The 26,534-nt window shown below is 67.0% G+C and carries 25 protein-coding genes; 9 read left to right on the top strand and 16 right to left on the bottom strand.

All coding sequences use genetic code 11. The annotated features are described in order from the left end of the window. Window positions 1-286 precede the first annotated feature (286 nt). Window positions 287-973: a carbon-nitrogen hydrolase family protein gene (locus ACQY76_RS04405; RefSeq protein WP_428031697.1), complete on the top strand. Its 687-nt coding sequence runs from the start codon at window positions 287-289 to the stop codon at window positions 971-973. Window positions 974-994: 21 nt separating this feature from the next. Here the strand turns inward: ACQY76_RS04405 and ACQY76_RS04400 are convergent, their stop codons facing one another. Next, window positions 995-1,915, bottom strand: coding sequence for a helix-turn-helix domain-containing protein (locus ACQY76_RS04400; protein WP_428031696.1), 921 nt, complete (start codon window positions 1,913-1,915; stop codon window positions 995-997). Between the two features lie 177 nt (window positions 1,916-2,092). Next, on the bottom strand, window positions 2,093-2,986 hold the full coding sequence (locus ACQY76_RS04395) for a LysR family transcriptional regulator (RefSeq protein ID WP_428031695.1): 894 nt from the start codon (window positions 2,984-2,986) through the stop codon (window positions 2,093-2,095). 355 nt (window positions 2,987-3,341) lie between these two features. Between ACQY76_RS04395 and ACQY76_RS04390 the strand changes: the two genes are divergently transcribed. Further along, entirely contained in the window at window positions 3,342-4,019 is a 678-nt protein-coding gene (locus ACQY76_RS04390) for a helix-turn-helix transcriptional regulator (protein ID WP_428031694.1), read from the top strand. A 42-nt stretch (window positions 4,020-4,061) separates the two neighbouring features. Here the strand turns inward: ACQY76_RS04390 and cydB are convergent, their stop codons facing one another. From cydB to ACQY76_RS04375, 3 genes are read right to left on the bottom strand one after another with little or no spacing between them, the layout of a single operon-like run. After that, window positions 4,062-5,099 (bottom strand): cytochrome d ubiquinol oxidase subunit II, encoded by a 1,038-nt coding sequence (cydB, locus tag ACQY76_RS04385; protein ID WP_428031693.1) that lies wholly within the window; start codon window positions 5,097-5,099, stop codon window positions 4,062-4,064. 2 nt (window positions 5,100-5,101) lie between these two features. Further along, window positions 5,102-6,517, bottom strand: a complete 1,416-nt coding sequence (locus tag ACQY76_RS04380; protein ID WP_428031692.1) for a cytochrome ubiquinol oxidase subunit I — start codon at window positions 6,515-6,517, stop codon at window positions 5,102-5,104. A gap of 1 nt (window position 6,518) precedes the next feature. Next, window positions 6,519-8,819, bottom strand: a complete 2,301-nt coding sequence (locus ACQY76_RS04375; protein ID WP_428031691.1) for an FdhF/YdeP family oxidoreductase — start codon at window positions 8,817-8,819, stop codon at window positions 6,519-6,521. 381 nt (window positions 8,820-9,200) lie between these two features. Here ACQY76_RS04375 and ACQY76_RS04370 point away from each other — a divergent pair, with 381 nt between their 5' ends. From ACQY76_RS04370 to ACQY76_RS04350, 5 genes are read left to right on the top strand one after another with little or no spacing between them, the layout of a single operon-like run. Next, the gene (locus ACQY76_RS04370; RefSeq protein ID WP_428031690.1) at window positions 9,201-11,258 is read left to right on the top strand and encodes an FUSC family protein; all 2,058 of its coding nucleotides are present in this window, start codon (window positions 9,201-9,203) and stop codon (window positions 11,256-11,258) included. Window positions 11,259-11,272: 14 nt separating this feature from the next. After that, the gene (locus ACQY76_RS04365; RefSeq protein WP_428031689.1) at window positions 11,273-11,476 is read left to right on the top strand and encodes a DUF1656 domain-containing protein; all 204 of its coding nucleotides are present in this window, start codon (window positions 11,273-11,275) and stop codon (window positions 11,474-11,476) included. Then, complete coding sequence (locus tag ACQY76_RS04360) at window positions 11,473-12,450, top strand: efflux RND transporter periplasmic adaptor subunit (RefSeq protein WP_428031688.1); 978 nt, start codon at window positions 11,473-11,475, stop codon at window positions 12,448-12,450. Before ACQY76_RS04365 ends, ACQY76_RS04360 begins: the two co-directional genes overlap by 4 nt. A 50-nt stretch (window positions 12,451-12,500) precedes the next feature. Continuing rightward, window positions 12,501-13,277, top strand: coding sequence for an SDR family NAD(P)-dependent oxidoreductase (locus tag ACQY76_RS04355; protein ID WP_428031687.1), 777 nt, complete (start codon window positions 12,501-12,503; stop codon window positions 13,275-13,277). A gap of 26 nt (window positions 13,278-13,303) precedes the next feature. Continuing rightward, window positions 13,304-14,419 carry an FAD binding domain-containing protein gene (locus ACQY76_RS04350; protein ID WP_428031686.1) on the top strand — a complete coding sequence of 372 codons (1,116 nt, stop codon included), beginning with the start codon at window positions 13,304-13,306 and terminating at the stop codon, window positions 14,417-14,419. 64 nt (window positions 14,420-14,483) lie between these two features. Here ACQY76_RS04350 and ACQY76_RS04345 read toward each other — a convergent pair whose 3' ends face one another. The 4 genes from ACQY76_RS04345 to ACQY76_RS04330 form a co-directional block, all read right to left on the bottom strand. Further along, window positions 14,484-15,674, bottom strand: a complete 1,191-nt coding sequence (locus ACQY76_RS04345; RefSeq protein ID WP_428031685.1) for an MFS transporter — start codon at window positions 15,672-15,674, stop codon at window positions 14,484-14,486. Window positions 15,675-15,752: 78 nt separating this feature from the next. Further along, window positions 15,753-16,283, bottom strand: coding sequence for a DsbA family protein (locus ACQY76_RS04340; protein WP_428031684.1), 531 nt, complete (start codon window positions 16,281-16,283; stop codon window positions 15,753-15,755). Next, the gene (locus ACQY76_RS04335) at window positions 16,280-16,798 is read right to left on the bottom strand and encodes a redoxin domain-containing protein (RefSeq protein WP_428031683.1); all 519 of its coding nucleotides are present in this window, start codon (window positions 16,796-16,798) and stop codon (window positions 16,280-16,282) included. Before ACQY76_RS04335 ends, ACQY76_RS04340 begins: the two co-directional genes overlap by 4 nt. Before the next feature lie 69 nt (window positions 16,799-16,867). Continuing rightward, window positions 16,868-17,386 carry a Dps family protein gene (locus ACQY76_RS04330; protein WP_428031682.1) on the bottom strand — a complete coding sequence of 173 codons (519 nt, stop codon included), beginning with the start codon at window positions 17,384-17,386 and terminating at the stop codon, window positions 16,868-16,870. A 556-nt stretch (window positions 17,387-17,942) separates the two neighbouring features. On the opposite strand from ACQY76_RS04330, the gene ACQY76_RS04325 reads away from it, so the two are divergent. Beyond that, entirely contained in the window at window positions 17,943-18,134 is a 192-nt protein-coding gene (locus tag ACQY76_RS04325) for a hypothetical protein (RefSeq protein WP_428031681.1), read from the top strand. Between the two features lie 65 nt (window positions 18,135-18,199). Here ACQY76_RS04325 and ACQY76_RS04320 read toward each other — a convergent pair whose 3' ends face one another. Next, window positions 18,200-19,996: a sensor histidine kinase gene (locus ACQY76_RS04320; RefSeq protein ID WP_428031680.1), complete on the bottom strand. Its 1,797-nt coding sequence runs from the start codon at window positions 19,994-19,996 to the stop codon at window positions 18,200-18,202. 125 nt (window positions 19,997-20,121) lie between these two features. On the opposite strand from ACQY76_RS04320, the gene ACQY76_RS04315 reads away from it, so the two are divergent. Continuing rightward, window positions 20,122-21,009: an alpha/beta fold hydrolase gene (locus ACQY76_RS04315; protein WP_428031679.1), complete on the top strand. Its 888-nt coding sequence runs from the start codon at window positions 20,122-20,124 to the stop codon at window positions 21,007-21,009. Between the two features lie 28 nt (window positions 21,010-21,037). Here the strand turns inward: ACQY76_RS04315 and ACQY76_RS04310 are convergent, their stop codons facing one another. The 6 genes from ACQY76_RS04310 to ACQY76_RS04285 form a co-directional block, all read right to left on the bottom strand. Beyond that, entirely contained in the window at window positions 21,038-21,817 is a 780-nt protein-coding gene (locus ACQY76_RS04310; protein WP_428031678.1) for an anti-sigma factor family protein, read from the bottom strand. Next, on the bottom strand, window positions 21,814-22,344 hold the full coding sequence (locus ACQY76_RS04305; RefSeq protein ID WP_428031677.1) for an RNA polymerase sigma factor: 531 nt from the start codon (window positions 22,342-22,344) through the stop codon (window positions 21,814-21,816). Before ACQY76_RS04305 ends, ACQY76_RS04310 begins: the two co-directional genes overlap by 4 nt. Before the next feature lie 69 nt (window positions 22,345-22,413). Then, window positions 22,414-23,871: a YncE family protein gene (locus ACQY76_RS04300; protein WP_428031676.1), complete on the bottom strand. Its 1,458-nt coding sequence runs from the start codon at window positions 23,869-23,871 to the stop codon at window positions 22,414-22,416. A 9-nt stretch (window positions 23,872-23,880) separates the two neighbouring features. Next, entirely contained in the window at window positions 23,881-24,390 is a 510-nt protein-coding gene (locus ACQY76_RS04295; RefSeq protein WP_428031675.1) for a DUF305 domain-containing protein, read from the bottom strand. A 133-nt stretch (window positions 24,391-24,523) separates the two neighbouring features. Beyond that, a complete protein-coding gene (locus ACQY76_RS04290; RefSeq protein ID WP_428031674.1) occupies window positions 24,524-25,843 on the bottom strand; it encodes a HAMP domain-containing sensor histidine kinase in 1,320 nt (439 codons plus the stop codon). Further along, entirely contained in the window at window positions 25,843-26,532 is a 690-nt protein-coding gene (locus ACQY76_RS04285) for a response regulator (protein WP_428031673.1), read from the bottom strand. Before ACQY76_RS04285 ends, ACQY76_RS04290 begins: the two co-directional genes overlap by 1 nt. Window positions 26,533-26,534 lie beyond the last annotated feature (2 nt).

Genomic DNA, 26,534 nt, shown 5'->3' with positions numbered 1-26,534 from the left:
ACGGCTCTGGCGCCTGCAGACAGGAGCAGATATCGTCTCATAGCATGTCTGGACGGCAAATGGCGGCGGGTGCGGCAGCCACGGCGAAAGAGATGCAGCCGCCGCGCTGCGGGACGCGTTACCCCAGCGCGAGCCCGGTCTACAATGGCGTTCTCACCTCGTCCCCGGTTGGCTGGAGGCTCTGTTGCGCGTAGCGTTTGTCCAATGGCCCGATGGGCTTGTCCCATCCGGCCCGGAATGGAAGCGTATCGCGCAAGGCGTCGAGGATGCGAGTCCCGATCTTCTGGTGACCAACCAGCTTCCGTTCGGCGCCTGGGTTGCCGGCTCCCCGCGCTACGATGAGAAGGCGGCGGCGGCGAGCGTCGAGATACACGAACAGGGCCTCAAGGCGCTGAGTGATCTCGACCTCCCTGCCGTCATCACCTCCCGGCCGGTATGGTCGGAGGGCCGGCTGGCCAACGAGGGCGTGGTACTTGAAGGTGGGCGCCTGCGCTATCTCCACCGCAAGCTCGTTCTTCCCGACCAGGAAGGCTGGCGCGAGCGCACCTGGTTTCAGCCCGGCCAGAGCGCGCCGCTGCTGGCAGACGTGCTGGGCGTCAGGGTCGGGGTGCTGCTCTGCACGGAACTGATGTTCAATGAGATGGCTCGCCATCTCGGCGGCGACGGCGCCGAGCTCATTGTTGTGCCGCGCGCCACCGATGCGCCCTCGCCTTGCGTGACCGCAGGCGCCATGGCCGCCATCGTCTCCGGCAGCTACGTTGTCAGTTCCAACCGCGCCGGCCGCGCCGGCAACAATCCTGAATTCGGCGGACCGGGCTTCGCGTTTGCGCCCGATGGCGGGCTGCTGGCAAAGACGTCGGCCGAAGAGAGCCTTGTCGTTGTCGAGATCGATGCGCGGCTCGCGCGCCGCCAGAAGTGCCGATACCCGTGCTATCTCACCGAGGGCGAACGGCTCGAAGCCCCAGTGGGATGACCCGCCGCGCGGGGCGACCCGTCAGGACCGCAGGTATCTGCGCCATGCGGCCGGCGTCAGGCCTGTCGCCGACGCGAAGGCGCGCGTCATGTGGGCCTGGTCGGCAAACCCGCACCTGTCGGCCACCTCGGCAATCGGCTCATCGGTCTGGGAGAGAAAGTGCTTCGCCTTGTGCAAACGATGGCGCGCCAGCCAGCGATGCGGCGGGAGGCCTGTCGATTTCTTGAAGGCCCTCACGAAATAGCTGCGCGAAAGCCCGCACTCGGCAGCAATCGCGGCAATGGACATCTGCGCACGTGCCTCGGCCGCGAGCGTCAACAGCTCGATGGCGCGCCGCTTCTGCCACTCCGCCAGACTGCCATTGGTCCAGGAGCGTGAGGCGGGGACGTCCCCGTAGGTTGCGGCAAGGTGGCAGACGAACGCCGTCGCGGCCGAATCGACAAAAATCGCCTCTCTTTGCCCGGGCCGATCCAGGGCCGGCAGCAGCGCCCGGCAGAGATCGGCCGCTACGGGGTCGCGCGTCGCCGGTGGGCAGGCGAGCGATGTCAGTTCCGGTGCGCCCATTTCCTGCGCGACGGCATTGATCGCCTCGCACGGGATGTAGCAAAGGGCGAAATCGAAAGGCGTCAGCAGGTCGGCCTTATAGGCTTCACTCAAATGGCGGATGCTTATCGTATCGCGGTTGTAGACATAGATTTCCGAGTTATCGCGTTTGTACACGCGTTGCGCGTGACTATTTCCGAGCTGAATGCTTACGAGGAATCCCGGCTCCCCCGGCCCGATGGAGATGTTGCCGGAAATGGGCGGATCAAAGCACACCCGCGCCATTTCGAGCGGCGCCCTGCAGTCAGGGCTTGTGCTGAGGATGCTCTCCGGGATCAGCCCGAAGAGGTGTGAAAGATGCTCTCTCAACGCGGCCGGGCGCGTCCGCTGCCCAGTCATCTCGACCTCCTGCTGGAGCCTTCCCGGGTGTAATCCCAGCCTGCAGGTTAAGGGAGCGGCCGATTCGGCGATTGGCTGATTTGTCGGCGTCTATCCAATTTCGCGCGCAAACGTCCCGCTCCGGCGGTGGATGGCGGACGTGTCGAGGTTACGGGCACGGGCCCGATGCCCGGATGCCTATCGCAGCACGGCCGGAAGTTTCTGTGCCATGAAGTCCAGGAATGCCGCCAGCTTGGCGGGAAATCCGCGCCCGCCCGGCCATACGGCCGATACCGCGCGCTGGTTGGGGGTCAGGTCGGCCAGAATATGCCGCAGCGTGCCCCGCTCAATATGCTCGTCGGACCAGAAGCTCGGCATGCACACGATGCCTAGTCCCTCCAACGCCGCCATGAGCAACATGGCGTAATGGTCGGCGACCAACTTGTTGGAGAGCTCGGCGTTGATATGCGCGTGGTCAGGCCCGAGGGGCCACGCGTCGATCCGGCGGCTCGACACGTTTCGATTGCGCAGACAGGCATGGCCCAGCAGATCCTCGATCGTCCGGGGGGTGCCATGTCGCTCCAGATAGGTCGGCGACGCCACCAGTCGCAGGCTGAAGACGCCGAGGCGCCGGGTGAGCAGGCGCGAGTCCTGAAGCGGGCCAATTCGCAAAACGACGTCGTAGCCCTCTTCTACAAGGTCGACGAGTCGATTGGTGTAGCTGACGTCAAGGTCGATCTCGGGAAAGGTCGCCATGAACTGGAGGAAAACGCGGTTCCATCCTTCGCTGGCCACAGGTGCGCTGACGCGAAGCCTTCCGCTCGGCTGGGCCTGGGCGTTTGAGAGGGTTGCCTCCGCCGCCGCCAATTCGGCCATGATGCGGCGGCAATGGTCGAGAAAGACCGCGCCTTCCGCTGTCAGCCCGATGCTCCGATTGTTGCGATGAAGCAGCCGGAGGCCCATGCGCTCTTCAAGCCGGACGATCGCCTTGCCGACGGCCGAGGCGGACATGCCAAGAACGCGGCCGGCCGCAGCGTAGCTGCCGGAATCGTTCACTTGAACGAAGACTGAAATGCCGTCCAGCTTGTTCATGCGGAATTTTCTTCCGCATCATCCGGCGTCCAGTCCCGGTTTCGCAGGCCACTCAACTTACGTAATCTCCTGCGCTCAGCCAGAATATGAAAGATCGACGCAAATGTCATCCGGGAAAGGAGAGTCGTTGCCCGTGGAAGGGCTTTTTGGCGAGCGTATTTGTCGGCATCTAGACATGAGAGGTGCGCTGATTGCGGGAATAAACCATCCGCTTGAACTTCCCTTTTCTGTAACGCACATCCATTGCCCGAAGGTACAGCGGGAGAGAACGGCACCTATCCCGGCCGAAGATGCCTTCAGCATACTCCAACAATTAAGAGATATCGAGCGTCACGCCTGCTGGATTGGCGGGCTCATGCGCTTCTCGGGTGCCTTCGCCGCCGGGACGGTCAGCGTTGTCGATCTCCGCGCCAATCCCCAGTGCGAGTTCACAGGCCCGTTCGAGGCGCTGCAGTTCTATGTTCCGAGGCAGGTGCTGGAGGACTTCTTTCGCGAGCACAATGGCGGAAGTGTCAGGACGCTCCACTGGCCCCGCGACCAGCTCGACGAGACGCTGGTCGGGCTTTCCCGGGTGCTGCTCTCGGTCGCCCGGCAACCCGCGGCGGCGAACAGGCTGTTTGTCGACCAGTTGGGGCTGAGCGTGCTGGCGCATGTGGCGCAGAGCTATGGGGGATTGGACGCCCAGCGCGCTCGCATGGGTGCCGGGCTGGCGCCCTGGCAGCAGCGCCGCGCTACGGAAATGATGCATGCGCGGATCGGCGGGCAGGTCACCATCAAGGAGATTGCCCGCGAGTGCCAGCTCTCGCCCAGCCACTTCGCGCGCGCCTTTCGCTTCAGCTTCGGCACCGCGCCGCACCGCTATCTCTCCGATCTCAGGATCGCCGAAGCCAAGCGCCTGATGAGCACTACCGATCTTTCCTTGGCCGAGATCGCGCTGAGGTGCGGCTTCACCGAGCAGAGCCACTTTGCCCGGTCGTTCCGGCGGCAGGTGGGTGACAGCCCCGGCGCCTGGCGAGGCAGCGTCAAGGGCTAGACGCCCTCGACGCTGTGCTCCATGGCGCGTCGCGACGCGGTGTCAGGAGCCCGAGGGCCCGCCATAGGCCCCCGCCTCGTGCTGGGTCTTGCCGCGAAACACCCAATAGGCATGCGCCTGATAGGCCAGTACGATGGGAATGATGACCACGATCCCCACCGAGACGAAGGCGAGCGATTGCGGGTCGGACAGCCCATCCCATACCGTGACTTGGCGCGGCACGAGATAGGGCCACAGGCTGACGATCAGCCCGACCAGCCCCAGCGCGAACAGCGAGAGCGCCAGCAGGAAGGTGCGCCATTGCGCGCCCTCCCATATGCCGCGCCACAGGGCGACGACGACTGCGAGGGTGACGACCGGCACCGGCGCGAGCAGCAGCAGGTTGGGCAGGGCGAACCAGCGTGCCGCCACTTCCGGCACGCTCCAGGCACTCCACGCGCTCACCAGCGCCATCATGGCGGCGGTGAGAATAAGCGCGGCATGGGCGATCTCGCGGGCGAAGACCTGCGTCGGCCCCTGCGTCTTCCAGATGAGCCAGCCCGCCCCGATCAGCGCATAGCCGCCCACCAAACCGACACCGCACAGGATGCCGAGCAGACTGAGGAAGCTGAACGGGCCGCCCGCGAACATGCCGTTCTCCACCGGCACGCCATTGATCAGCCCGCCGAGGATCAGCCCCTGGCAGAAAGTTGCGAGGAAGGAGCCGGCGGCGAACGCAATGTCCCACACCAGCCGGAACTGCGTCGCCTGCAGGCGGAAGCCGAAGGCCACGCCGCGGAAGATCAGCGCGAACAGCATGAACATGATCGGCAGGTAGAAGGCCGGCAGCAGGATATAGTAGCCGGCCGGGAAGGCGGCGAAGAGCAGCGTGCCGCCCATCACCAGCCAGGTCTCGTTGCCGTCCCATACCGGCTCGATCGAGGCCATCATCAAATCGCGGTCCTGGTCGCGCGGGGCGGCGAGGAAGAGAATGCCGACGCCGAGATCCAGCCCGTCGGCGAGCACATAGACGGTCACGCAAAAGACGGCGACGGCGGCAAAGATCAGCGGGATGTAGTCCGCGTGCATAAGCTCGGTCATGGTCAGGCCCTCGCTTGTTCGATGCCGCGCGCGGGCGACGGGATGGGGGAGGAGGTGAAGGCGTCGAGCGTCGTGCGCTCGATGCCGGGCCGCTCCAGCGTCGGCGGCGTGCTGTCGACCGGGCCCTTGAGAGCGACCCGCCCGGCGAACCACACGAAGGCCAGCAGCAGCACATTGTAGACGGCGAAGAAGATGAGCAGGCTGGTCGTCACCGCGCCTGATGTCACCGGTGCAGCCGCATCGGCGGTGCGCAGCGCGCCATAGATGATCCAGGGCTGCCGCCCGGCCTCGGTCACCGTCCAGCCCGCCAGCACGGCGAGGAAGCCGAGCGGCGTGGTCGCCATGGTGACGTATTGAAACCAGCGGGTGGTGAACAGCTTTCCGCGCAGGCGAAGAATGAGGCCGGTGATGGCGGTGGCCAGCAGCACCACGCCGATGCCGGCCATGATGCGGAAGGCGAAGAACACGATCGGCACATAAGGCTGGTCGGCCTCCGGCACGGCTTTCAGGCCCTGCACCTCGCCGTCCCAGCTATGGGTGAGGTAGAGGCTGGCGAGGTGGGGGATCTCGATCGCGTAGAGATTCTTCTGCGCTTCCATGTCGGGCCAGGCGATCACCGTCATGGCCGGGCCCTTGGTGGTCTCCCACAGGCCCTCCATGGCGGCGAGCTTGGTCGGCTGCTCGACCATGGTGTTGCGCCCGTGCAGGTCGCCGATGAAGATCTGCAGCGGTGCCAGCACCAGCGCCAGCCAGAGCGCCATGGAGAACGCCTTGCGCGAGGCCGCCACGTGCTGGCCGCGCCAGAGATGGAAGGCGGAGACGCCGGCGATGACGAAGGAGCAGGTGAGGAAGCTGGCGCACACCATGTGGGCGAGGCGGTAGGGAAAGGAGGCGGTGAAGATCACGTCCCACCAGCTCGCCACGTGGTAGATGCCCTCGGCATCCGCCACCGCACCGGCCGGGGTCTGCATCCAGCTATTGGCGGCGATGATCCAGGTGGAGGAGATGAGCGCGCCCATCGCCACCATCAGGCAGGCGAAGAAGTGCGCGCCCTTGGAAACCCGGCCCTCGCCGAACAGCATGATGCCGATGAAGCCGGCTTCCAGGAAGAAGGCGGTCATCGTCTCATAGGCGAAGAGCGGCCCCAGCACATTGGCGACCGAGCGCGAGAAGCCGGCCCAGTTGGTGCCGATCTCGTAGCTCAGCACGATGCCGGTGACGACGCCCATGCCGAAGCCCAGCGCGAACAGGCGCATCCAGAAGCGCATCAGGTCGCGATAGAGCGTGTTGCCGGTGCGCCACCACAGGGCGCTGAGCACCGTGACGAACCAGGCGGTGCCGATGGTCAGCGTCGGCCACAATATGTGGAAGCCGATGGTGAAGGCGAATTGCAGGCGGGAGAGGGCGACCGCGTCCATGTCAGTTGGCTCCCGGCTGGGCGGTGGATTTCACCAGGCGAACCGGCACGCCCTTGGATGAGGGGGTGAAGCTCTGCGGGTCATGCGCATAAAGCGGCACCAGCGGGTTGGTCTCGGGGTAATAGGCGGCGCAGCTGGCGTCCGGGAAGCTGTAGGGCACCACCTTGAAGCCGCGCACCGCGCGCTCGATGCCGTCCTGCGAGAGGGTGACGATGTCGACCCGGTCGTCGGCCTTCAGGCCGCGATGCGCCATCTCCTTCTCATTCAGGAAGATCACGTCGCGCTGGCCATAGACGCCGCGATAGCGGTCGGAGAGCGAGTACAGCGTGGTGTTGTACTGGTCGTGGCTGCGCACGGTGGTGAGCCACAGCGCCTCCGGGTCATCGACGTTCGGGTCCTCGCAGAGCCCGTCGCAGACCAGCAGATTGGCCTTGCCGGACGGCGTCGCCCAGATGCGTTCGCGGGCGAGCGAGGTGAGGTGGAAGCCGCCGGGCTCCTTGATCCGCTCATTATAGCCCTGGAAAATCGGGAACACCGCCTCGATATCGTCGCGGATCCGCGCGTAGTCGGCGGTGAGCGTCTCCCACGCGACCCTGGAGCGCGCACCCAGCGTGGCGCGGGCCATGCCGGCGATGATGGCGGGCTCGCTCTTGAGATGCTCGGCGGCGGGCGCGTTGTGGCCGCGTGAGGCGTGCACCATCGACATGGAATCCTCCACCGTCACCGCCTGCGGGCCGCCGGCCTGTTGGTCCAACTCGGTGCGGCCGAGGCAGGGCAGGATCAGCGCCTCGCGGCCATGCACGATGTGGCTGCGGTTCAGCTTGGTGGCGATGTGGACGGTGAGGTCGAGCCGGCGCATCGCCGCCTGGGTCTGGTCCCAATCCGGAATGGCGGCGGAGAAATTGCCGCCCAGCCCGATGAACACCTTGGCCTCGCCGCGCACCATCGCCTCCAGCGCGGTGACGACGTTGTGGCCGGGCGCGTGGGGAGGCTCGAAGCCGAAGCGGTCCTTCAGCCGGGTCAGGAATTCGGCGGAGGGAATTTCGGTGATGCCGACCGTGCGGTCGCCCTGCACGTTGGAATGGCCGCGCACCGGGCACATGCCGGTGCCTTCGCGGCCGATATTGCCGCGCAGCAGCGCGAGATTGGCGAGCTGCTGGACGTTCTGGGTGCCGTGGCGATGCTGGGTGATGCCCATGCCGAAGACGATGATCGCCCGCTCGGCCTTCATATAGGCGTCCGCCGCCACCGCGATATCGGCGCGGGCGATGCCGGACTTGGCTTCGATATCCGCCCATTGCGTCGCCTTCAGATCGGCGATGAGGGCGTCGATGCCGACAGTGTGGCCGTGGATGAACTCCCAGTCGAGCACGAGCGCCTGGCCGTTGGCGCGGGCGGCCTCGTCCGCCTCGACCATCAGCTTCATGATGCCCTTGATGAGCGCGACATCGCCGCCGACCTTCACCTGGAACAGCCGCTGCGAGATCGGCGTCGAGGTGAGCGTCGCCATCTCGATCGGGTTCTGGGGCGCCTGGAAGCGCTCCAGCGCCCGCTCTCGGAACGGGTTGAACGACATGATGGTGGCGCCGCGCCGCGAGGCGTTGCGCAGGTCGGTCATCATGCGCGGCGAATTGGTGCCGGGGTTCTGGCCGAAGATGAAGATGGCGTCGGCCTTCTCGAAATCCTCCAGCAGCACCGTTCCCTTGCCGACGCCGAGCGACTGCGGCAGCCCGACGCTGGTCGCCTCGTGGCACATGTTGGAGCAGTCGGGGAAGTTGTTGGTGCCGTATTCGCGGGCGAAGAGCTGGTAGAGGAAGGCGGCTTCATTGGAGGCGCGGCCGGAGGTGTAGAAATCCACCATGTTGGGGTCGGGCAGCGCGTTGAGATGCCGCCCGACAATGGCGAAGGCCTCGTCCCAGCTCACCCGCACATAGGTGTCGGTGAAGGCGTCGTAGCGCATCGGGTGGGTCAGCCGGCCCTGCATCTCCAGCTCGAAATCGGTGAAGGCCTCCAACTCCGACACGGTGTTGGCGGCGAAGAATTCCGGCGTGCAGCGCTTGGTTGTGGCCTCCCACGCCACCGCCTTGCCGCCATTCTCGCAATATTCGAACGGCGACGGGTTCTTCGGGTCGGCCCAGCCGCAGCCCGGGCAATCGAACCCGCCATGCTGGTTCATGCGGGCCAGCGTCGCCATGCCGGAGAGCGCGATGTCCTGCTCGGCAAGGGCAATGCCCATCGCCTTGAGCGCACCCCAGCCGCCGGCCGGCTCATGATAGGGACGAATGGTCTTCGCGATACCCATGGCGGTCTCCTGTCGCGGGAGGGTTGAGACACCGGCCGCCTGTCGGAAGCCGGCCGGGAGCCGCCATGCTCGGAAAATGCCTGGCCGCCCCTGCGGTAAATAAAAGGTGAGGCCGGCCGCCGAAGAAATAGTCCGCCCATATGCGGGGGACAAACATAGGTATTAACGAGGCCCGGCTGCCGCCGTCTCTGGCCGGCAGTAGAGCCGCGAAAACTGGCACAGGCGCGGCTTCCGCCCCTGTGCCGGCGCCGCCGCGCGCCGCGTGACGCCACCCTCGCATACCAAAGTGCGATGCGCCGGCACGGCCGTATAATTTAAAAGCGCCGCCCGCTGCCTATGCTGTTCTCACACTTCCACCCGTTCAAACCCGGCACAGGCGCCATGAGCGACGTTCACGACTTACGCTCGGCCAAGACGGGGCGCGCAGGCGCCGCGCTGGAGGCGGTGCTCCACGTCTTCCAGCCCTTCGGCCCGCGACTGCTGTTCGGCGTGCGCCTGGCGGCTTCCGTGTGCCTGGCGCTTTACATTACCTACTTTCTCGAACTGCAGAACTCGTACTGGGCGGCAACGACCGCCGCCATCGTCTGCCAGCCAAACCTCGGCGCCTCGCTGCGCAAGGGCCTTTACCGGGGCGTCGGGACGATTGTCGGCGGGCTGGTCATGGTCACGCTGCTGGGTCTGTTTCCGCAGCACCGCAACTCCCTGCTGTTCTGCCTCGCCCTGTGGTGCGGCGTCTGCGGCTTCGGGGTGGTGATGCTGCGCAATTTCGCCTCCTATGCCGCCGCCCTGGCCGGCATCACCTCGGCGATCATCTTCGCCGACACGCTGGCGGACCCGAGCACGGCCTTCTTCCTGGCGATCGTGCGGGTCAGCGAGATCTGCATCGGTATAGCGGCGGCCGTCTTCGTCATTCTCCTTACCGATTTCGGCTCGGCGAGCCGTCAGCTGGCGAAAACCCTGCGGCAAGCGCTGGAAAAGGTGGCGAACGGCTTCATCGCGACGCTCGCGCAGGGCGGGGAGACGCCGGACATACAGGCGGCGCGGCAGGGTTTGGTGCGCTCGCTCGGGCAGCTCGAGGTGCAGATCGACGCTGTCACGGGCGAATCCTCCTATCTGCGCTCGCGTGCCGGCAATCTTCGTCACATGGTCGACACGCTGGTTGGTGCGCTCGTCGCCTGGCGCAATGTCGGCAATCACCACCGCCGGCCGGGCGACAGCAACGCCGTGATCGCCGACACGCTGGTTCCGCTTCTCCAGCGCATCGATCCGGCGCAGCTCGACCGCGACCCACGGCAAATGCAGCGCACCTGCGCGGACGTGGTGGCGCAGATCCGGGCGCTGCCCACCGCCGGTTCCACCAATTCCCTCGCCGTCGATTCATCGCGAGACGTGGCGATGGGCCTTGCGGCGATGGTCGACAGCCTGATCCTGCTGCGCGACCGCGAGGGCAAGCGCATCGCGCGCGGCGCTCCCGCCCTTGTCGTGGCCGATCCCCTTCCGGCGCTGCTGAACGGGCTGCGGGTGTTCGCGGCCGTGCTGGCCATCTCCGCCTTCTGGGTGGTCTCGGCCTGGCCCAGCGGCCCGTTCGCGATCGTGTTCGTCGCCGCCGGCACGCTGATCTTCGGGTCCTTCGGCGACATGGCCCGGCCACTGGCGAAGGATTACGCGATCGGCGCCGCCCTGATGGCCGCGCTCGGCGCCGTTCTCTATTTCGGCGTTCTTCCCTCGGTGACCAGCTTTCCCGCGCTCATGGCCGTGCTCGTCCTGCTTTTCCTGCCGCTGGGCGTGATGCAGGCCGGCACGTGGCACAGCGTGGTGTTCCTTGGAATGTCGGTGGCCTCTCTGCCCCTGCTGGGCGTTGCCAACCCCATCAGCTACAGCGCGGTCGCCTATTTCAACCTGGCCCTGGCGGTGGTGGCAGGGTCGGTGGTGGGCATGATGTTCTTCGTCATCATGCCGGTCATCCCGCCGCAGATCCGCTCCCGCCGGCTGCTGGAACTGTCGCTGCGCGATTTCCGGACGCTGGCGCGCGGAGACCGGGCGTTCGATCGCGCGCGGTGGACCACGCTGCTGACGCGGCGCATCGAGGCGCTTCCTCCGCAGACGGCGCTCCAGGAGGCGGGCGACCTGATGGCGCTGCTCGCTCTCGGCCAAGCCGTCATCTTTCTGCGGGCGGGCGAGCCGCACGCGCCCGCCGCCCGCCTGCTGCGCGAGGCGCTCCGCGCTCTCGCCGACGGCGAGCTGGCCGCGAGCCATGACGCGCTGGAGCAGTTGCTGCGCGCGCATCATGCCAACGCCGCCGCCTCCGGCGTCGCGGCGGCCCCGCCGGAAAAGTTGTGCGCGGCGATAACAGTGATCGCTGACAGCCTCGATACCCATGCCGCGCTGCTGACGGCACGCGTCGATACGCGCCGTCTGTTCCTGTTGTCCTTCAGTTGAGAAGGTCCGGTCCCATGTATTCAGAGATCAACATTTTCGGCGTCTATGTCGCCCCGTTCGCGGTGATGATGCTGGCGGCATGGGTCGTCACCATTCCCTTGAGCCTGGTCGCCAACCATTACGGCGTTTCACGAAAAGTCTGGCATCCCGGCCTGTTCAACGTCTGCATTTACATCATCATCCTTTCCCTCATCGTCCTTGTGGGTGCACGCCAATGACCACCACCAACCCCGCCGGCGAAGGGCAAACGCCCCGCCGCCCGCTGCTGCCGGTTTTGCTCACCCTGTGCGTTCTCGCGAGTGCGGGCGTGCTCGGCTGGTGGATGTGGCAGGCCTATATGGAAACGCCCTGGACCCGCGATGGCACGGTGCGGGCCTATGTGGTCACGGTCACGCCGCAGGTTTCCGGGCGCATTGTCGAGCTTCCCGTGAAGGATGACCGCTACGTGCACAAGGGCGATGTGCTGGTGGTCATCGAACCCGACGACTACCAGATCGCCCTCGCCAATGCCGAAGCCGCCGTCGCGCGTGCCAAGGCGGATCTCGATAACAAGCAGGCCGAGGCGCAGAGGCGCGCCGAGCTGACGGCCATCGCGGTTTCCAAGGAAGAGCAGCAGAGCTTCGCGGCGGGGGCGGACATGGCGGCGGCGGCCTATCAGCAGGCGCAGGCCAACCGCGACCAGGCCAAGCTGAACCTCAGTCGGACCCGCATCGTGTCGCCGGTCAATGGCTATGTCACCAACCTGCTCGCCCAGGCCGGCGACTTCGCCACGAGCGGCCAGCGCGTGCTGTCGGTGGTCGACAGCGACAGTTTCTGGGTCGACGGCTATTTCGAGGAATCGGTGCTGAACGGCATCCGCCCCGGCGACACCGCCAAGGTGTCCCTCATGGCGTATCCGGAGACGCTGACCGGCCACGTCACCGGCATCGGGCGCGGCATCGCCATTCCCAACACGCAGCCGGATGGGCTGGGCCTCGCCACCGTCAACCCCGTGTTCACATGGGTGCGGCTGGCCCAGCGCGTGCCCGTGCGGGTGGTTCTGGACGATGTGCCGCCCTCGGTTACGCTTGCCGCCGGGCTCACCGCGACCGTGTCCATCGTCAGCGGATCGGCCTCGGCCAATGCATCGCAGGGCGGCGCGGCCCCCGTCGAAGCCGCCGCCGCGCCGCCAAAGCCAAGCCCGGCCCCCTGAGACGCGACGCCAGCGCGCGTGCAATTCCCCCATCGGCACAGGAGCAGACGATGAACTTCGATCTTTCCGGAAAATCCGCCCTCGTCACCGGGTCCACCGAGGGCATCGGCTTTGCCATCGCCAGGGGCCTGCAGGAGGCCGGGGCGCAGGTGGTGATCAACGGCCGCACCACGGCAAATGTCGAGACGGCGCTGGGACGGCTGGGCGGGGCCGCGCGCGGGCGCGCCATCGATCTCGGCACGCCGGAAGGCGCCCGCGAGCTCATCGCGGCGGAGCCCGCCTTCGACATCGTCGTGAACAATCTCGGCATCTTCCAGCCCTCGGATTTCTTCGACACGCCCGACGATGTCTGGGATCGGCACTGGCAGCTCAATGTGATGTCCGGGGTGCGCCTCGCCCGCGCCTACCTGCCGGGGATGGCGGCGCGCGGCTGGGGCCGCATGCTGTTCCTCGGCTCGGAATCCGCCTTCAACATTCCGGTCGAGATGATCCATTACGGCGTGAGCAAAACCGCCGACGTGTCGCTCGCCCGGGGGCTTGCCAAGCGCATGGCCGGCACCGGGGTAACGGTGAATTCCATCCTGCCCGGGCCGACGCTTTCCGAAGGCGTGGCGCAGATGCTCAAGGCCGAGGTTGCCGCCGGCAAGACGCTGGAGCAGGCCGGCGCCGACTTCGTGAAGGCGCACCGGCCGACCTCGCTCATCGGCCGGCCCGCCACGGTGGAGGAGGTCGCGAACATGGCCGTCTACCTCGCCTCGCCGCTCGCTTCGGCCACCACTGGCGCCGCCCTGCGCGTCGATGGCGGCGTGATCGACTTCATCGTCTGACACTCTCCCGGAGAAAATTACGGATCATGAGCGCGCGCATTCTCATCGTCGGCGGCTCGATGGGAGGCCTGTTCGCGGGCGTCCTGCTGGCCCGTGCCGGCTTCGATGTCACCATCACCGAACGCTCGGTGCAGGGGCTGGAAGGGCGCGGCGCCGGTCTCGTGGCCCAGCGCGAGGTGTTCGACATTCTCCGCGAGGTTGGCGTCGAGCATGTCGCGCAGATCGGTGTCGAGGCCCGCGAGCGGATCTATCTCGACCGCGCCGGCACCATCATCAGCCGGCAGCCGACGCCGCAGACCCAATTGTCCTGGGACGTGCTGTTCCGCACCTTCCGCAATCTGGTTCCCGAAGGCCGCTACCAGACCGGCCGGCGTGCCGTCGCGGTCGTCAAGGAGGCCGATGGCGTCCGGGTGCGCTACGCCGATGGCGGCGAGGAACATGCCGATGTGCTGATCGGCGCCGATGGCATCGGCTCGGCGGTGCGGGCCAGCGTTGTCGGGCCGCAGTCCCTGCCGGAGTATGTCGGCTATGCAACCTGGCGCGGGCTGGTGCCCGAACGGGAAGTGCCGCCGGCCGCCGCCGGCCAGCTGTTCGATCGCTTCGCCTTCTATGAGATGCCGGGATCACACATCCTGGGCTATCTCGTTACCGGCCCGGACGGTTCGACCGCCGTCGGACGTCGTCGCTACAACTGGGTCTGGTACCGGCGCTACATGCGGGATGAACTGGATGGCGTGCTGACCGACATCGGCGGCGAGCGCCGTTCCTTTTCCCTGGCGCCGGGCCAGATGCGGCCCGACATCGTCGCCACCATGCGGGCGGATGCCGCGCGGCTGCTGCCGCCTTCTTTCGCAGCGGCGGTGACGGCCGAGCCCCGGCCGTTCATTCACGCCATCTTCGACTACGCGCCGGCGCATATGGTGGCCGGCCGCGTCGCACTGATGGGGGACGCGGCGTTCGTGGCGCGACCGCATACGGCAATGGGCGTCGCCAAGGCGGCGGGCGACGCTTTCGCGCTTCGCAATGCCTTGCGCGCGAGACCCGACATCGACGCCGCGCTCGCCGCCTATGAGGCGGAACGCGCGCCTGTCGGGCGCTCCATCGTCGCTTACGGCAAGAGGCTGGGGCAGTCATTGGGTTAGCCGCCGACGCGGCAGCCAAGATGCGCAGACTGCCGGCGCGGGGGATATGCGCCGGCAGGAGCGCTCAGCGGCGGGACCACGCCAGCAGTTGCAGCCCGGCCGCAACGGCCGCGAAGGCGGTGCCGAGGACACATACCAGCAGCCAGCCGCCGGCGCCCCAGGCGAGGGTGGCGAGGGCCGAGCCGAGCGAGCCGCCCAGGAACATGGCGCCCATGAGCACGGTGTTGAGCCGGGCGCGGGCGGCCGGCCGCAGCGAGAAGACGATATGCTGGTTGGAGACGAGGGCGGTCTGCATGCCGAAATCCAGCAGGATCACGCCGACCACCAAGCCGGCCAGCGATCCCCAGGCGCCGAAGACGATCCAGGAGACCAGCGTGACCGCAACCCCGAGGACGACAGCCTTGGTCGGACCTTGCCGGTCGGCAAAACGGCCGGCAATCGGCGCGGCCAGCACGCCGACGGCGCCGACGAGGCCGAACAGACCGGCAATGTCCGCGCCGAGGCCGAAGCGCGGCTGCTCCAGCCGGAAGGCGAGAATGGTCCAGAACACCGTGAAGGCCGCGAACAGCGCCGCCTGCGTCAGCGCCGCCAAGCGCAGCGCCGCAAATTCGGACCAGAGATGCACGATCGAGTGCAGCAGGCGACCATAGCTCAAGGTGGAATCGGGGGTGCTGCGCGGCAGGATCGCCGCCATCAGCCCGGCGGCGGCCAGCGCCATCGGCACGGCCAGCCAGAACATCTCGCGCCAGCCGCCATGGGTGGCGACGAAGCCCGCCAGCGTGCGGCTGAGCAGGATGCCGGTGAGCAGGCCGGCCATCACGGTGCCCACCGTGGCGCCCCGCCGTTCGGGCGCCGCCATATGCGCGGCGAGCGGCACGATCTGCTGCGCCACCGTTGCGGCCAGACCGACGGCCAGCGAGGCCAGAACGACGAGCAGCGCGCTCGGCGCGATCGCCGCCAGAACCAGCGCCGCGGCAAGCGCGACGAATTGGAGGATGATGAGACGCCGGCGCTCCACCAGATCGCCCAGCGGCACCAGCAGGAAGAGACCGATCGCGTAGCCGAGCTGCGTCGCGGTGGGAATGGCGCCCGACAGTTGGCCCGGCAGGTCCTGCTCGATCAGCGCCAGCATGGGCTGGTTGTAATAGATATTGGCCACCGCGATGCCGGCCGCCGCGGCCATGGCAAAGGTGGTGCCGAAACCGGCCATGGCGGGCAGTGGCCGTGCGTCCTGGGTGATTTCCGATTCCGACATCGCATTCCTGCCTTTGGCTGAGGGGAGTGAAGCCAAGGGGCGCGATCCCCTCAGCGGCATGTTGAGCAGGGCGCCCTGTCAGGCCGGCATCTCCGCCGCCTGCTGGAGCACGGCGAGAAGCGTGTCGACCTCGCGCGGGCCGTCATAGCGATGGCCGTTGATGAACAGGCACGGCGTGCCATTGACGCCGCTGCGCACGCCGCTGGTGAAATCATGGCGGATCTTGGCGTCGAAACGTCCCTCGAAGCCCGCCTGCAGCACCGCCTCGTCAATGCCGAGGGCGCGGCCATAGGCCAGCAGGCTCGCGTCGTCGAGCGCGTCCTGATGCTCGTAGAGCATGTCGTGCGCTTCCCAGAACCGGCCGACGCTGGCCGCTGCCTCGGCGAATTCGGCGGCGCGCCCGGCATGGGGATGGGCCTCGACCAACGGGAAGTTGCGGAACACGAAGCGCAGCCGGTCGCCCATGGCCTGCTGCACCGCCTTGAGCACCGGGTAGGCCTCGCCGCAATAGGGGCACTCATAGTCGCCATATTCGATGAGCGTGACCGGCGCGTCGGCCGGGCCGAGGGCCAGTTCGTCGGCACTCACAGGTATTGCAAGACGGCTCATGACACGGCTCCCGCATGGCGCGGCGGGGTGGCCAGTGCGTCCAGCGCATCGAGGATTCCGTCGGCGCCGGGGTTGAGGCCGACCGGGGAGACGTAGCTCCAGCGGATGATGCCTTCGCCGTCGATCACGAAAAGGGCGCGCTCCGAGGTGCCTTCATGCTCGCGATAGACGCCGTAGCGCCGGGCGACGCCGCCCTTGGGCTCGAAATCGGCGAGCAGCGGGAAATGCAGCTTGCGCTCGCCGGCGAAGGCGGCGTGACACCAGACGCCATCGGTCGAGATGCCGAGGAGTTGGGCGCCGTAGCGGTGGAATTCGGACAGCACCTCGTTGTAGAGCCCCATCTGGTCGCCACACACCGGGCTCCAGTCCGCCGGGTAGAAGGCGAGGATGACGGGTTGCCCCTTGAGATCGGAAAGCGACAGCAACTGGTCCGGGGTCGAGGCAAGGATGAAGTCCGGTGCCACCTGGCCGGCGGCGAGCGGGCCGGCCGAGGGGGAGGCGTTCACATCGGGCATCGCGTCAGCTCCACATGAGAGGGGTAACGGCCGGTGCGAGCACCGGCCGGCCGGGACTGCTGGGTACACTCAGTGGTTGGAACGCGTGGCCTCGTAGAGGAACCAGGTCCGCCGCTCGGTCTCGTCGATCCAGTTCTCGATCACGCTGGCGGTGGCGACGTCGTTATATTCGTCGGCGACGGCATGGGTGGCGCGGAGAAAACCGGTGAGCTGCTGGTTGTCCTGGGCGAGCTCGGCCAGCATGTCCGAGGCCGTTACATAGTCGGCGTCGTTGTCGGGAATGCGCTGCAGCCGCTGGATATGGCCGATGGAGCGCAGGGTGGTGCCGCCGATCTTGCGGGCGCGCTCGGCAATGTCGTCAGTCATGGCGAAGAGCTGGTCGCCCTGGTCGTCGAGCATCAGGTGGTAGTCGCGGAAATGCGGGCCGGACATGTGCCAGTGGAAGTTCTTGGTCTTCAGATAGAGCGCGAACACGTCCGCCAGCAGCGAGGTCAGGGCGGCGGCGATGTCGCGCGTGGCGTCCTCGCCGAGGTCGGTGGGGGTGCGCAGCGGTGCGATCTGGCGGGTTTTCGGCGGGACACTGGTCATGGCGGGAGCTCCTCGGAGGGCAAGGGTTGGAGATTGGCGGAGGCTTTACGTAGTTGCCTGGGAAGGAACCGAGGTGGACGCCGCCGTCATCACGCCATTGACGCTAGAGCGCGGGGGGAACGGCTGAAATCGGCCGTTGGGTTGGTCGCCTCATACTTGAGTTTGCGGGGCCTGACGGGCGCCCGGTTCACCTGCGAGGCAACGGCAAACCGGACCTCACGAACTCGGCCGCCACCGAGGCTGACATGAATCGTTGGAAGACGTTGCCGCCGGGGCCGGCACGCGCGGCTGTCATGCGAAGCGAAAGGGCGCCCGTCATTCACGAAAGATATGCCATCGAGCGCGGCCCAGCATCGCCGGCGCAACACTGGTGCCGAGCGGCTCAAAGGCCGGCAGGCTTCGACACTGGCCAGAATGAAATCGAACGCCATCCGCTGGCAGGAGAGGCAGAGCCGGGCCATATAATCCCGTCGAGCCGATGCCGCCGGAGCGCGAGTGCGGCGTACGTAATTGCAAGGCGGCGGTTTTGCCGCCGTCTCAACGGGAGGATATCGCCATGCCGGATGCCGCAGCTCTTATCGAGCTTGATGAACGTATCGCCATCCTGCGCAGCAACCTGTCGGAACTGACCGAGCAGGCCGCAGCCTATTCCGGCGCCGCCGACGAAGATCTGGCCGCCAACAGGATTGCGCAGCAGCAGCAACTGCTCGACGAACTCGTAAAACAACGCGAGCAATTCGCCCGCTAGCAGCGCCGGGGCTGTAGCCAGCCGCGCCAGGCTCGTCCATCGCCGAAAGACGGAGGGACGGCGGGTCAGTGCTTTGTCGGAGGCGCTGAGCCCTGCGAATCCCGCCCGTGTCGATGCCGATCGCTGGCGGCGATTGTCGCGCCGGCCATGTCGTCCGTGGTCCGGCCGTCATGGGCCGGCGAGCGGCGTTGGCGCGCATCGGCGGCGCGCACTTCGGATGGCACGGTGAACGACACCGTCGCGCCGATGGCGCTGTTGTTGTCGGCCCGGATGGCCCCGCCATGTGCCTCGACGATGGAGCGGCAGATGGCGAGGCCCATGCCCATGCCGTTGGTCTTGGTCGTGTGGAAGGGCTGGAAAATCGCGTTGGGGTTCTCCAGCGCGATGCCGGTGCCGTTGTCCCGCACGTCGATATTCATCATCTGGTCCTGCGCCATGGTCAGCGAAACCACGACTTCGCGCTGTCGGCCCCCCACCTTGTCCATGGCCTGGATCGCATTGAGCAGCAGGTTCACGATGACCTGCTGGATCTGGACTCGGTTGGCGAAGGCGTCCGGCAGGCCGGGTTCGATCAGCTCGCGGATATGGGTTGCATGCGCGTTGGCCTCGCGCTGCAGCATGCGGACAGATTCGGTGATGAGATCGGCAAGGTCGAAGGCTTCGGGCTCGGGCGTGTCCTTGCGCGCCAGCGACCGGACGCGGGCCAGGGTTTCGGATGCCCGCGTGGTGTTGGCAATCACGCCATCCAGGCAGGCCTTCACCTCGCCCATGTCCGGGGTGGGCGCCGCGAGCCATCGCTTGGCGGAATCTGCATAGGTCTTGATGGCGGCCAGCGGCTGGCTCACCTCATGAGCGATCGACGCCGAAAGCTGCCCGAGGGTGGAGACTCGCGCGGCATGCGCGAGGTCGGCGGAGGCCTGCTCCAGCTTGGCGCGGGCACTGTTGCGGTCCGTCACGTCGATGGCGGTGATCAGCACGCGCGACCACTCGCTTTCGCCCGGCAGGAGCGTGGCGCGCCACAGCACGTCGATCAAGCGACCCTGTGCCGTCCGGAACTGGGTTTCGACCTCCCGCATCTGCTCGCCTTCAAGGAAAGTGGCGAAGATTTCCGCGAGGGCCGCTTCGGTCGACGGCATGTAGTGGGAAACGAAGGTCTTCCCGACCATGGCATCGGGAGCCTCCGTACCAAAGAGGCGTGCGGTCGCCTTGTTGGCGATGCGGGTCGAGCCGAGATTGCGCAGGACCGCTATCTGATCGGTGCTCGCCCGCAAAGCGTGAGGGGTCGCGCCGGTTGCCCTCAAATGGGCGAGCACGCGGGTCCAATCGGACTCCCAGATGGAAACCGGCGATTCATGAAAGATCGCGGCGTACCGCTCCTGCGAATCGCGGGCCTGTTCCAGCAAGGGCGCGTGCTGCAGGGTCATACGGAAGGCGAGCGCCGTCGCGGCAGCGATGACCAGGTCGCTGATGATGATATCGGGTGCGGCATGCGGATTTGCCGCGATGACCGGCGAGATGAAATAGGCGAGGGCGGCGAGAACCAGACAGGCCAGGCCGGCGGGAACGATAAGCCGTTGCAGCCCGCCTCCCGCGACAATCGCCACGACGATGATGTAGAGCGCCGCGATGGCGCTGTGCACGGGCAGCCAAAGGTCGGCAAGGAAGACCGCCATCGCGGCAGAAGCGGCGGTCACGACGGTGAAGGCCTTGTGGGCGCTTTCCATCCTTCTCGGCATGCCTGTCGCATCGGTCACGGGCACAGTTCCTCCTCGCTGCAAGACGGCCAGTCGCGAGACCCGCGCCTGCCATCCCGTGACATCTACCGGGATAAGAGGTCGCCGGTCTTGAACGTGTGTGCCCACCCGTACGAGAATCGTAGTTGCGCGGGGAGGGGACGGTGCCGTAAAGCATGGGCCGTCGAGCGGACGCCGGTCGCCGAAAAACACTCGGTAACGCAGATGGTTAGAGGACGTGCGGGAGATCCGTCATGGGTGAGGGGGGCGGCCGCGGGAGACCGTCATGGGCGGATGGCACGGTCCGAACGTCCGACGAGGTAACCCTGCACTACCTGACAGCCGGAACGGGTAAGCCGGTCATCTTGATCCCCGGCTGGTCGCAGACGGCGGAGCAATGGACTTTCCAGATCGAGGCTCTCAGCGCGACGCACCGCGTCATCGCGGTAAACATGCGCGGGCATGGCCTCAGCGAGAAGCCGGATCATGGCTACCGCATCTCGCGGCTGGCCGCTGATCTCGACGATCTCATCCACGCTCTTGCCCTCAGCGATATCACCCTGGTCGGGCACTCCATGGGTTCGTCGATCATATGGAGCTATCTGGAACAGTTCGGCGACGGCAACGTCGAGCGCATGGTCTTCGTCGACCAGGCGTCCGCCATCGTCGCCGATCCGGGCTGGACCGAGGAAGAGCGGCTGGATGCCGGGGCGATCCTGTCGGCGCAGGAGGCTGCCGAACTGGTCATGGGTCTGGCGCAGGATGGCGGTCCGCTCAGCCGTTCCTTCGTTTCGGCGATGTTCAGCCGCGAGTACCCGGAGAGCGATTTTGACTGGGTGCTTGCACAGAATGCGCTTTTCCCACGTGCCTATGCCGCCCGGCTTCTCTACGACCATGCGTTCAAGAACTGGCGGGATGTCATAGGACGCATCCGGCGCCCATGCCTGTGCATCGGCGCCCGCCGCAGCATCGTGCCCTGGCAGGCGATGCAGGCGATGGGCCGGGCGATTCCGGGTGCCCGAACCGTCATCTTCGAGGAAGAAGACGGCGGATCGCACTTCATGTTTCTCGAAAACCCGGCCAAGTTCAACGCCGTGTTGACATCCTTTATCGCCAACGGGGAAGAGACATCCCAGCGGTAAGGAATCGAGAGACCTCGCACGCGCGAACTCAGACCTCGCTGCGGATCTGGCGGCGCACTTCGTCCGCCAGAGGGTGCAGTGTGTCGGACGCCACCCCTCCGACCAGGCTGTAGCCGAGGCCCTTGTCTGCCCAGGCAAAGCCATTGAGGCTGCCATCGGCATGCGGCGACATCGGCAGGTCCGGCTCCGCCTTCATCGGGCGCGCCAGCATCACCAGCCGGGTTCCCCGGTCGTCGTCATACATGAACAGCGCCGCCGGGCCGTGCTCGGTCGGCACCACGCGGCCACCCATGAACCGGTAGCCCGCCGCCGTCAGGTCCGGAATGCCGATCGGACGACCCAGGCGGGTGGCGGCCCAGTCCGCCAGCGCGTTGCGGTCGTCCGCGCGGATTTCGACCGGGCGCATTCTGTCCGGGGCAAAGGTCGCATAGCTCGCCACCGCCTCGCGGGCGAGCGCCTGGACGCCTTCAGAGGTGGCAGGTCCCATGCCGCGCAGCGACCAGCCGCCGGCGACGCCGACCGACAGCAGCAGCACCGCGGCGGCCGCCATGGCCCAGCGCGGCGTCTGACCGGGGCGGCGACGTTCCTGAATCATGCGCGAGAGATCGAGTTCGGTCGGCACCGGCTCCTCGATCACCGGCGCGAAGGCCGCGCGCAACATGTCGCCCTGCTGGCTGAAAAGGGCGACGCGTCGCGCGATCTCCGGGTGCGCGTCGAGATAGGTTCTCACCTCGGCCTCGCGGCGGGCATCGAGCGTGCGGTCGACGAGGCCGTTGAGGTCGTCTTCGGTGATGGGACGAGAGCTCATTTGACGCTCCGCAGATAGGACGGCGGGAAACTTGCCTGCGGCTCGGCCGAGATCAGCCGTGCCAGGCGTTCGCGGGCGCGCGACAGCCGCGACATCACGGTGCCGATCGGAACCTCCAGCACCCGCGCCGCTTCGGCATAGGAGAGTTCTTCGACGGTGACCAGCAGCAGCACGGTGCGCTGCTCGTCCGGCAGCTTGGCCAGCGCGGCGAGCAGTTCGCGATGGCGCAGCCCTTCCTCCTGTGCACCGGCTTGCGAAAGGTTCGCGGCGTCGGCATCGTCGAGCGCGACATGGACCGGGCGCCGCGCCGTACGCCGCAGGCGCGTCATGGCGAGATTGTGCAGGATGGTGAAGATCCACGCCCGCGTGTCGCCATCGGCGCGCCGCTGGTGCCAGCGGCCGATGGCCCGTTCCAGGCAATCCTGCACCAGATCATCCGCCGCCGCCCGCTCGCGCATCAGCGCGCGGGCATAGCGCCTCAACGCGGGGATGAGCGGTTCGATAAGGCGCACCATCTCGTGGTCCATGCCGTCTCCTATCGGCAAGACGAAGGTCGCCGTGCCCGGCCATCCCCTTCGCCCCGTGCCAAAAGCCTCTCAGTCGCGGGTCTGGCGCTGCACCACGGCTCCCGGCTGAACGCTCGTGCCCTCGGCGATGACGAGATAGCGCCGCTGCGCCGGCGCATCGTTCTGCACGATCTGCCGGATTGGGCCGGCAGCGTTGACGATAGCCGAGCCGGCCGGATTGGTCATGAAGGCGGCGAGAGGCTCCAGCGTGCCCGTGCCGTCCGGCTGGCCGGCCAGCGCGAGCACATAGGGCCTTTTCGGCGCCAGCCCGGTAACGGAAGCCTGCAGGATCTGGATCAGGCCCTGGTCGAACAGCGAGACGCTGGTCGCCGGCTTGCCCGTGGCCCCGCCCTCCGCGGCGAGGCTGAGATGGGCGGCCTGGCCCGCAACGCCGAGCGGCTGGAGGTTCTGCGTGCCGTCTCCCTCCGGCACGGCGCCCGGGACATAGTTCACCGCCTGCGGCGCCTGGCCGATCGGGATGGTCGCCACCACCGTGTTGGTGAGGGTGTCGATGGCGGCGAGCCCGTCGGCATTCTCAAGGCCGACATAGACCCGCGACCCGTCCCCCGACGGCCAGATGCCATGCGGCAGCTTGCCGACCGGGATGGTGGCAACCTGCGAGAAGTCGTCCGTGCGGAACACCTTCACCTCATTGAGTCCGCCCACCGTCACATAGGCGAAGGTGCCATTGGCGTTGCGGGCGAAGTTGACGTGATTGGTGATCGGCCCGGTATCGAGCGTCTTGACGACATCGAAAGGCGGCTGGGCGTTGAACACCTGGGTCTTGCCGATGTCCTTCAGCGTGAACCACACCTGCCTGCCGTCCGGCGTGGCAGCGATGTTGGGGCAGAACGGGCTCTCCTGCTTCACATGGCCGACGATCTGGTGCTCGGCGACCGAGATCACCACGGTCTCGGGCATGAAGGAGGAGCAGACATAGCCGTATTTTCCGTCGGGCGAGAAGATCTGCATGCCCGGGCCGTTCGGCACCTTGATGCGGGTCTTCTCCTCATAGGTCGTTCCGTCCAGCACGGCGACATAGTCCTCGCCGCGCACCGTCACCCAGATCTCCGTGCCGTCGGGCGTGAAGAACGCCTCGTGCGGGGAGCGCCCGACATAGGTGGTGTGCTTCACCGCATTGGTCGCCGTGTCGATGAAGGTGACCGAGTTCGAGCCGATCGACACCACGGCGAGGGTCTTAGCGTCGGGCGAAAAGCCCATGCCGTGCACCAGCACCTGGCCCTTGTAGAGCGGGCTGAAATTCATCGGCTGCGGCTCGCCCAGCCGGATGACGCCCATCAGCCTGTTGGAGGCGGGGTCGGTGACGGAGACGGTGTTGGAGAACTGTTCGGCGGCATAGACGCGGTCGTGGCTGCTCACCGGGATGTCGGCGGCGGAGGCGGCGAACGGCGCCTGCCCGGCGAAGGCGGGCAGGGCACAGGCGAGCATGGCGCCCGCAAGCAGGCTGGTCAGGAGAGGGTTCTTCATGGGGAATTCCTACTTCGTCGGCATCGACATCGCCGGCATGGACGGGGTGCCGGCAGACATGGCGTTGTCAGGCATGGCGGAATGGTCGTGTGCCGGGCTCGCCGCCGGCTCCGCCAAAACGGGCGCCGTCGGTGCCGGCGCGGAGGGCGGCAAGGGCTGTCCCAGCGCCAGCCGCATCGCGGCGATTTCCTGCTGCTGCTCCACCACGATCTCCTGCGCGAGGCGGCGAAGCTGCGGGTTGGTGCCGTAGCGCAGATAGGCGACCGCCATGTCGATCGCGCCCTGGTGATGGGGAATCATCATGGCCGTGAAGTCGGCGTCGAGGTCGCCGGTCGGCTTTACGTCCATGTCCGCCATCATCCTGTCCATGGCGGCGGCATTCTCGGCGAGGAACGGGGCTTCCGCGCCGGTGGCCGACGCCGCGGCGGTGCCCGCGCCGGGGTCTTGTGCCGCGACGGGGCCGCCGGCGAGGGAGGCTGCGAGCAGCAGGCCGGTAAAGGCCAGTGAGCGTTGTCGCATGGGCTTTCTCCTTCGGCGCACGCGGCGCCGTCAGAAGCTGGACCCGTCTCCGCCCGGATTATTCCGGGCCGGCACGCTTTTTTCCGTGGCCCCCTGGCTCACTCCAGGATCTGGCTCACTCTAAGTATCTGGCTCACTCCATGATCCGCAGGGGGAACACCCCTTTCGTCGTGCGGCGGCTCATCCTGGGAACTTCCAGGGCGACCTCCAGCCCGCCGCTGCCGGCCAGCGAGGCCGTGACACGCCCGCCATGCGTTTCGATCGCCCGCTTTGTGATGGCGAGGCCCAGCCCATAGCCGCTTCGGGCCGCTGCCTCGCTGCCGCGCAGGAATGGCTGGAAGATTCGTTCGAGATCCGTCGCGGGGACGCCCGATCCCTCATCGGTCACCGTCACGCGCAGGGCGTCGTCGACGATCCGGGAACGAATGAGGACGTGCGCATTGTCCGGCGAGTGTTTCAGGGCATTGCGTATGACGTTCTCGAAGGCGCGATAGATCAGTTCGCCGTCGACGTCGGCGACGAAGGTCGCGGCCCCCTCATGGGAGACCGATATGCCGCGCGTCTGGCCCTCGAATGACGCGTCATCGACGATCTCGTTGACGAGGTCGATGACGTCGAGGGTCTGCACCACGGCATTATCCGCGCGGCCGGACAATCGGGCGAGGGTGAGGATTTCGCCGACCAGCCCGTCAATACGCTCGATCTCCCGGTCCATGCGGCCCAGCAGGGTTTCGAGCCGTGCCGGATTCTGCCTCAGCACGCCGATGGCGGCCTGGAGACGGGACAAGGGTGAGCGCAGCTCGTGGGAGACGTCGTGAAACAGCCGCTGCTGAACCTCCTGCAGGGCCTGCAGGCGGGCGGCGCTGACGTCGAAATCATGGGCGAGCGCGGCCACCTCGTCCTTGCGCCCGGCCATCTTGTCGCCGATGCGCACGTCGAACTGGCCGTGGGCGAGGGCGCTCAGGCCGTGGCGGAGATGGGCGACGGGGCGAATGAGGTAGCGGGCCAGCGCGAAAGCGGCAACGGCGCTGGCGATCAGCGCGGACGCCCAGGGCAGCAGCTTCGGCCAGGTCCCCTCGAAGACGCCGGGGTCCTGCGCCATCAGCGTCACGCGATGGCAGGTCTCGCCGACCAGGACGTTGCGCATATGCGTGCCGTTTCCTTGCGTGCCGTTTCCTTGCGCGCAGTCGGCCGGCGTGCGGCTCTCGGAAATCGACAGTTCCACAGGCTGCGCCACCGCCGCCGCGGCGCGGGCGTAGGCCTTGGCGGCCGCCATCCCCTCCTGCTCCAAGAGCCGGGCCGTGACATCGAGCGCGATCACATGCTGCTGGCGCAGGAGGTCCTGCGAGAAGGGCAGCGCGTCGAGCAGGCGGCTGATGAGGAACAGCCCAAGGATCGAGGCCGCCAGCGTCAGCCAGATGATGGAGAAGAATTTCCAGAACAGGCGGCGCATCAGCGATCCTGCAGCAGTTGGTAGCCGTGACCCCGCACGGATTGAATCCAGGACTGGCCGTCGTCCCGCATGCCGAGCTTCTGGCGGACGCTGCTCAGATGGACGTCGATGCGCCGATCGAAGGGCGTCAGCGGCCGGCCGAAGGCATGCTTCGAGATGTCCTGCTTGGAGACGAGCTGGCCGGCGTGGCGGGCCAGCACTTCGAGCAGGCTGAATTCCGTGCCGGTCAGCTCAAGTGGCCGGCCGCGCCAATCTGCCGTCCGTGTCCCGGGGTGCATGACAAGTTCGCCCGCGCGGAGCGAATCCTGCGGTGTTCCGGCGCCCGTGGGACCCGAACGGCGCAGTATCGCCTTCAGCCGCGCCACCAGTTCGCCGGGCGAGCATGGCTTCGACACGTAATCGTCGGCACCGAGATTGAGGCCGGCAATGCGATCGACGTCGTCGCCCTTGGCCGTCAGCATCAGCACCGGGACCTGGCTCAGCCGCCGGATCCGCTGCAGCACGTCGATTCCGTTCATGGCCGGCATCATGATGTCGAGGACGATGATGTCGACGCTGTTCGCCGCCGCTTGCGCGATCGCGGCGCGGCCATCGCTCGTGGTCGTCACCTCGAAGCCCTCCTCGGCAAGATATTCCTGCAGGAGCGTGGTGAGATCGACGTCGTCGTCGATGAGAAGGACCTTGGTCATCC

Origin of the sequence: Ancylobacter sp. (assembly GCF_965279025.1) — a bacterium.
In the GTDB taxonomy this organism is placed as follows: domain Bacteria; phylum Pseudomonadota; class Alphaproteobacteria; order Rhizobiales; family Xanthobacteraceae; genus Ancylobacter.
The sequence above is the reverse complement of the archived record's forward strand: the minus strand, read 5'-3'. Positions and strand labels throughout refer to the sequence as shown.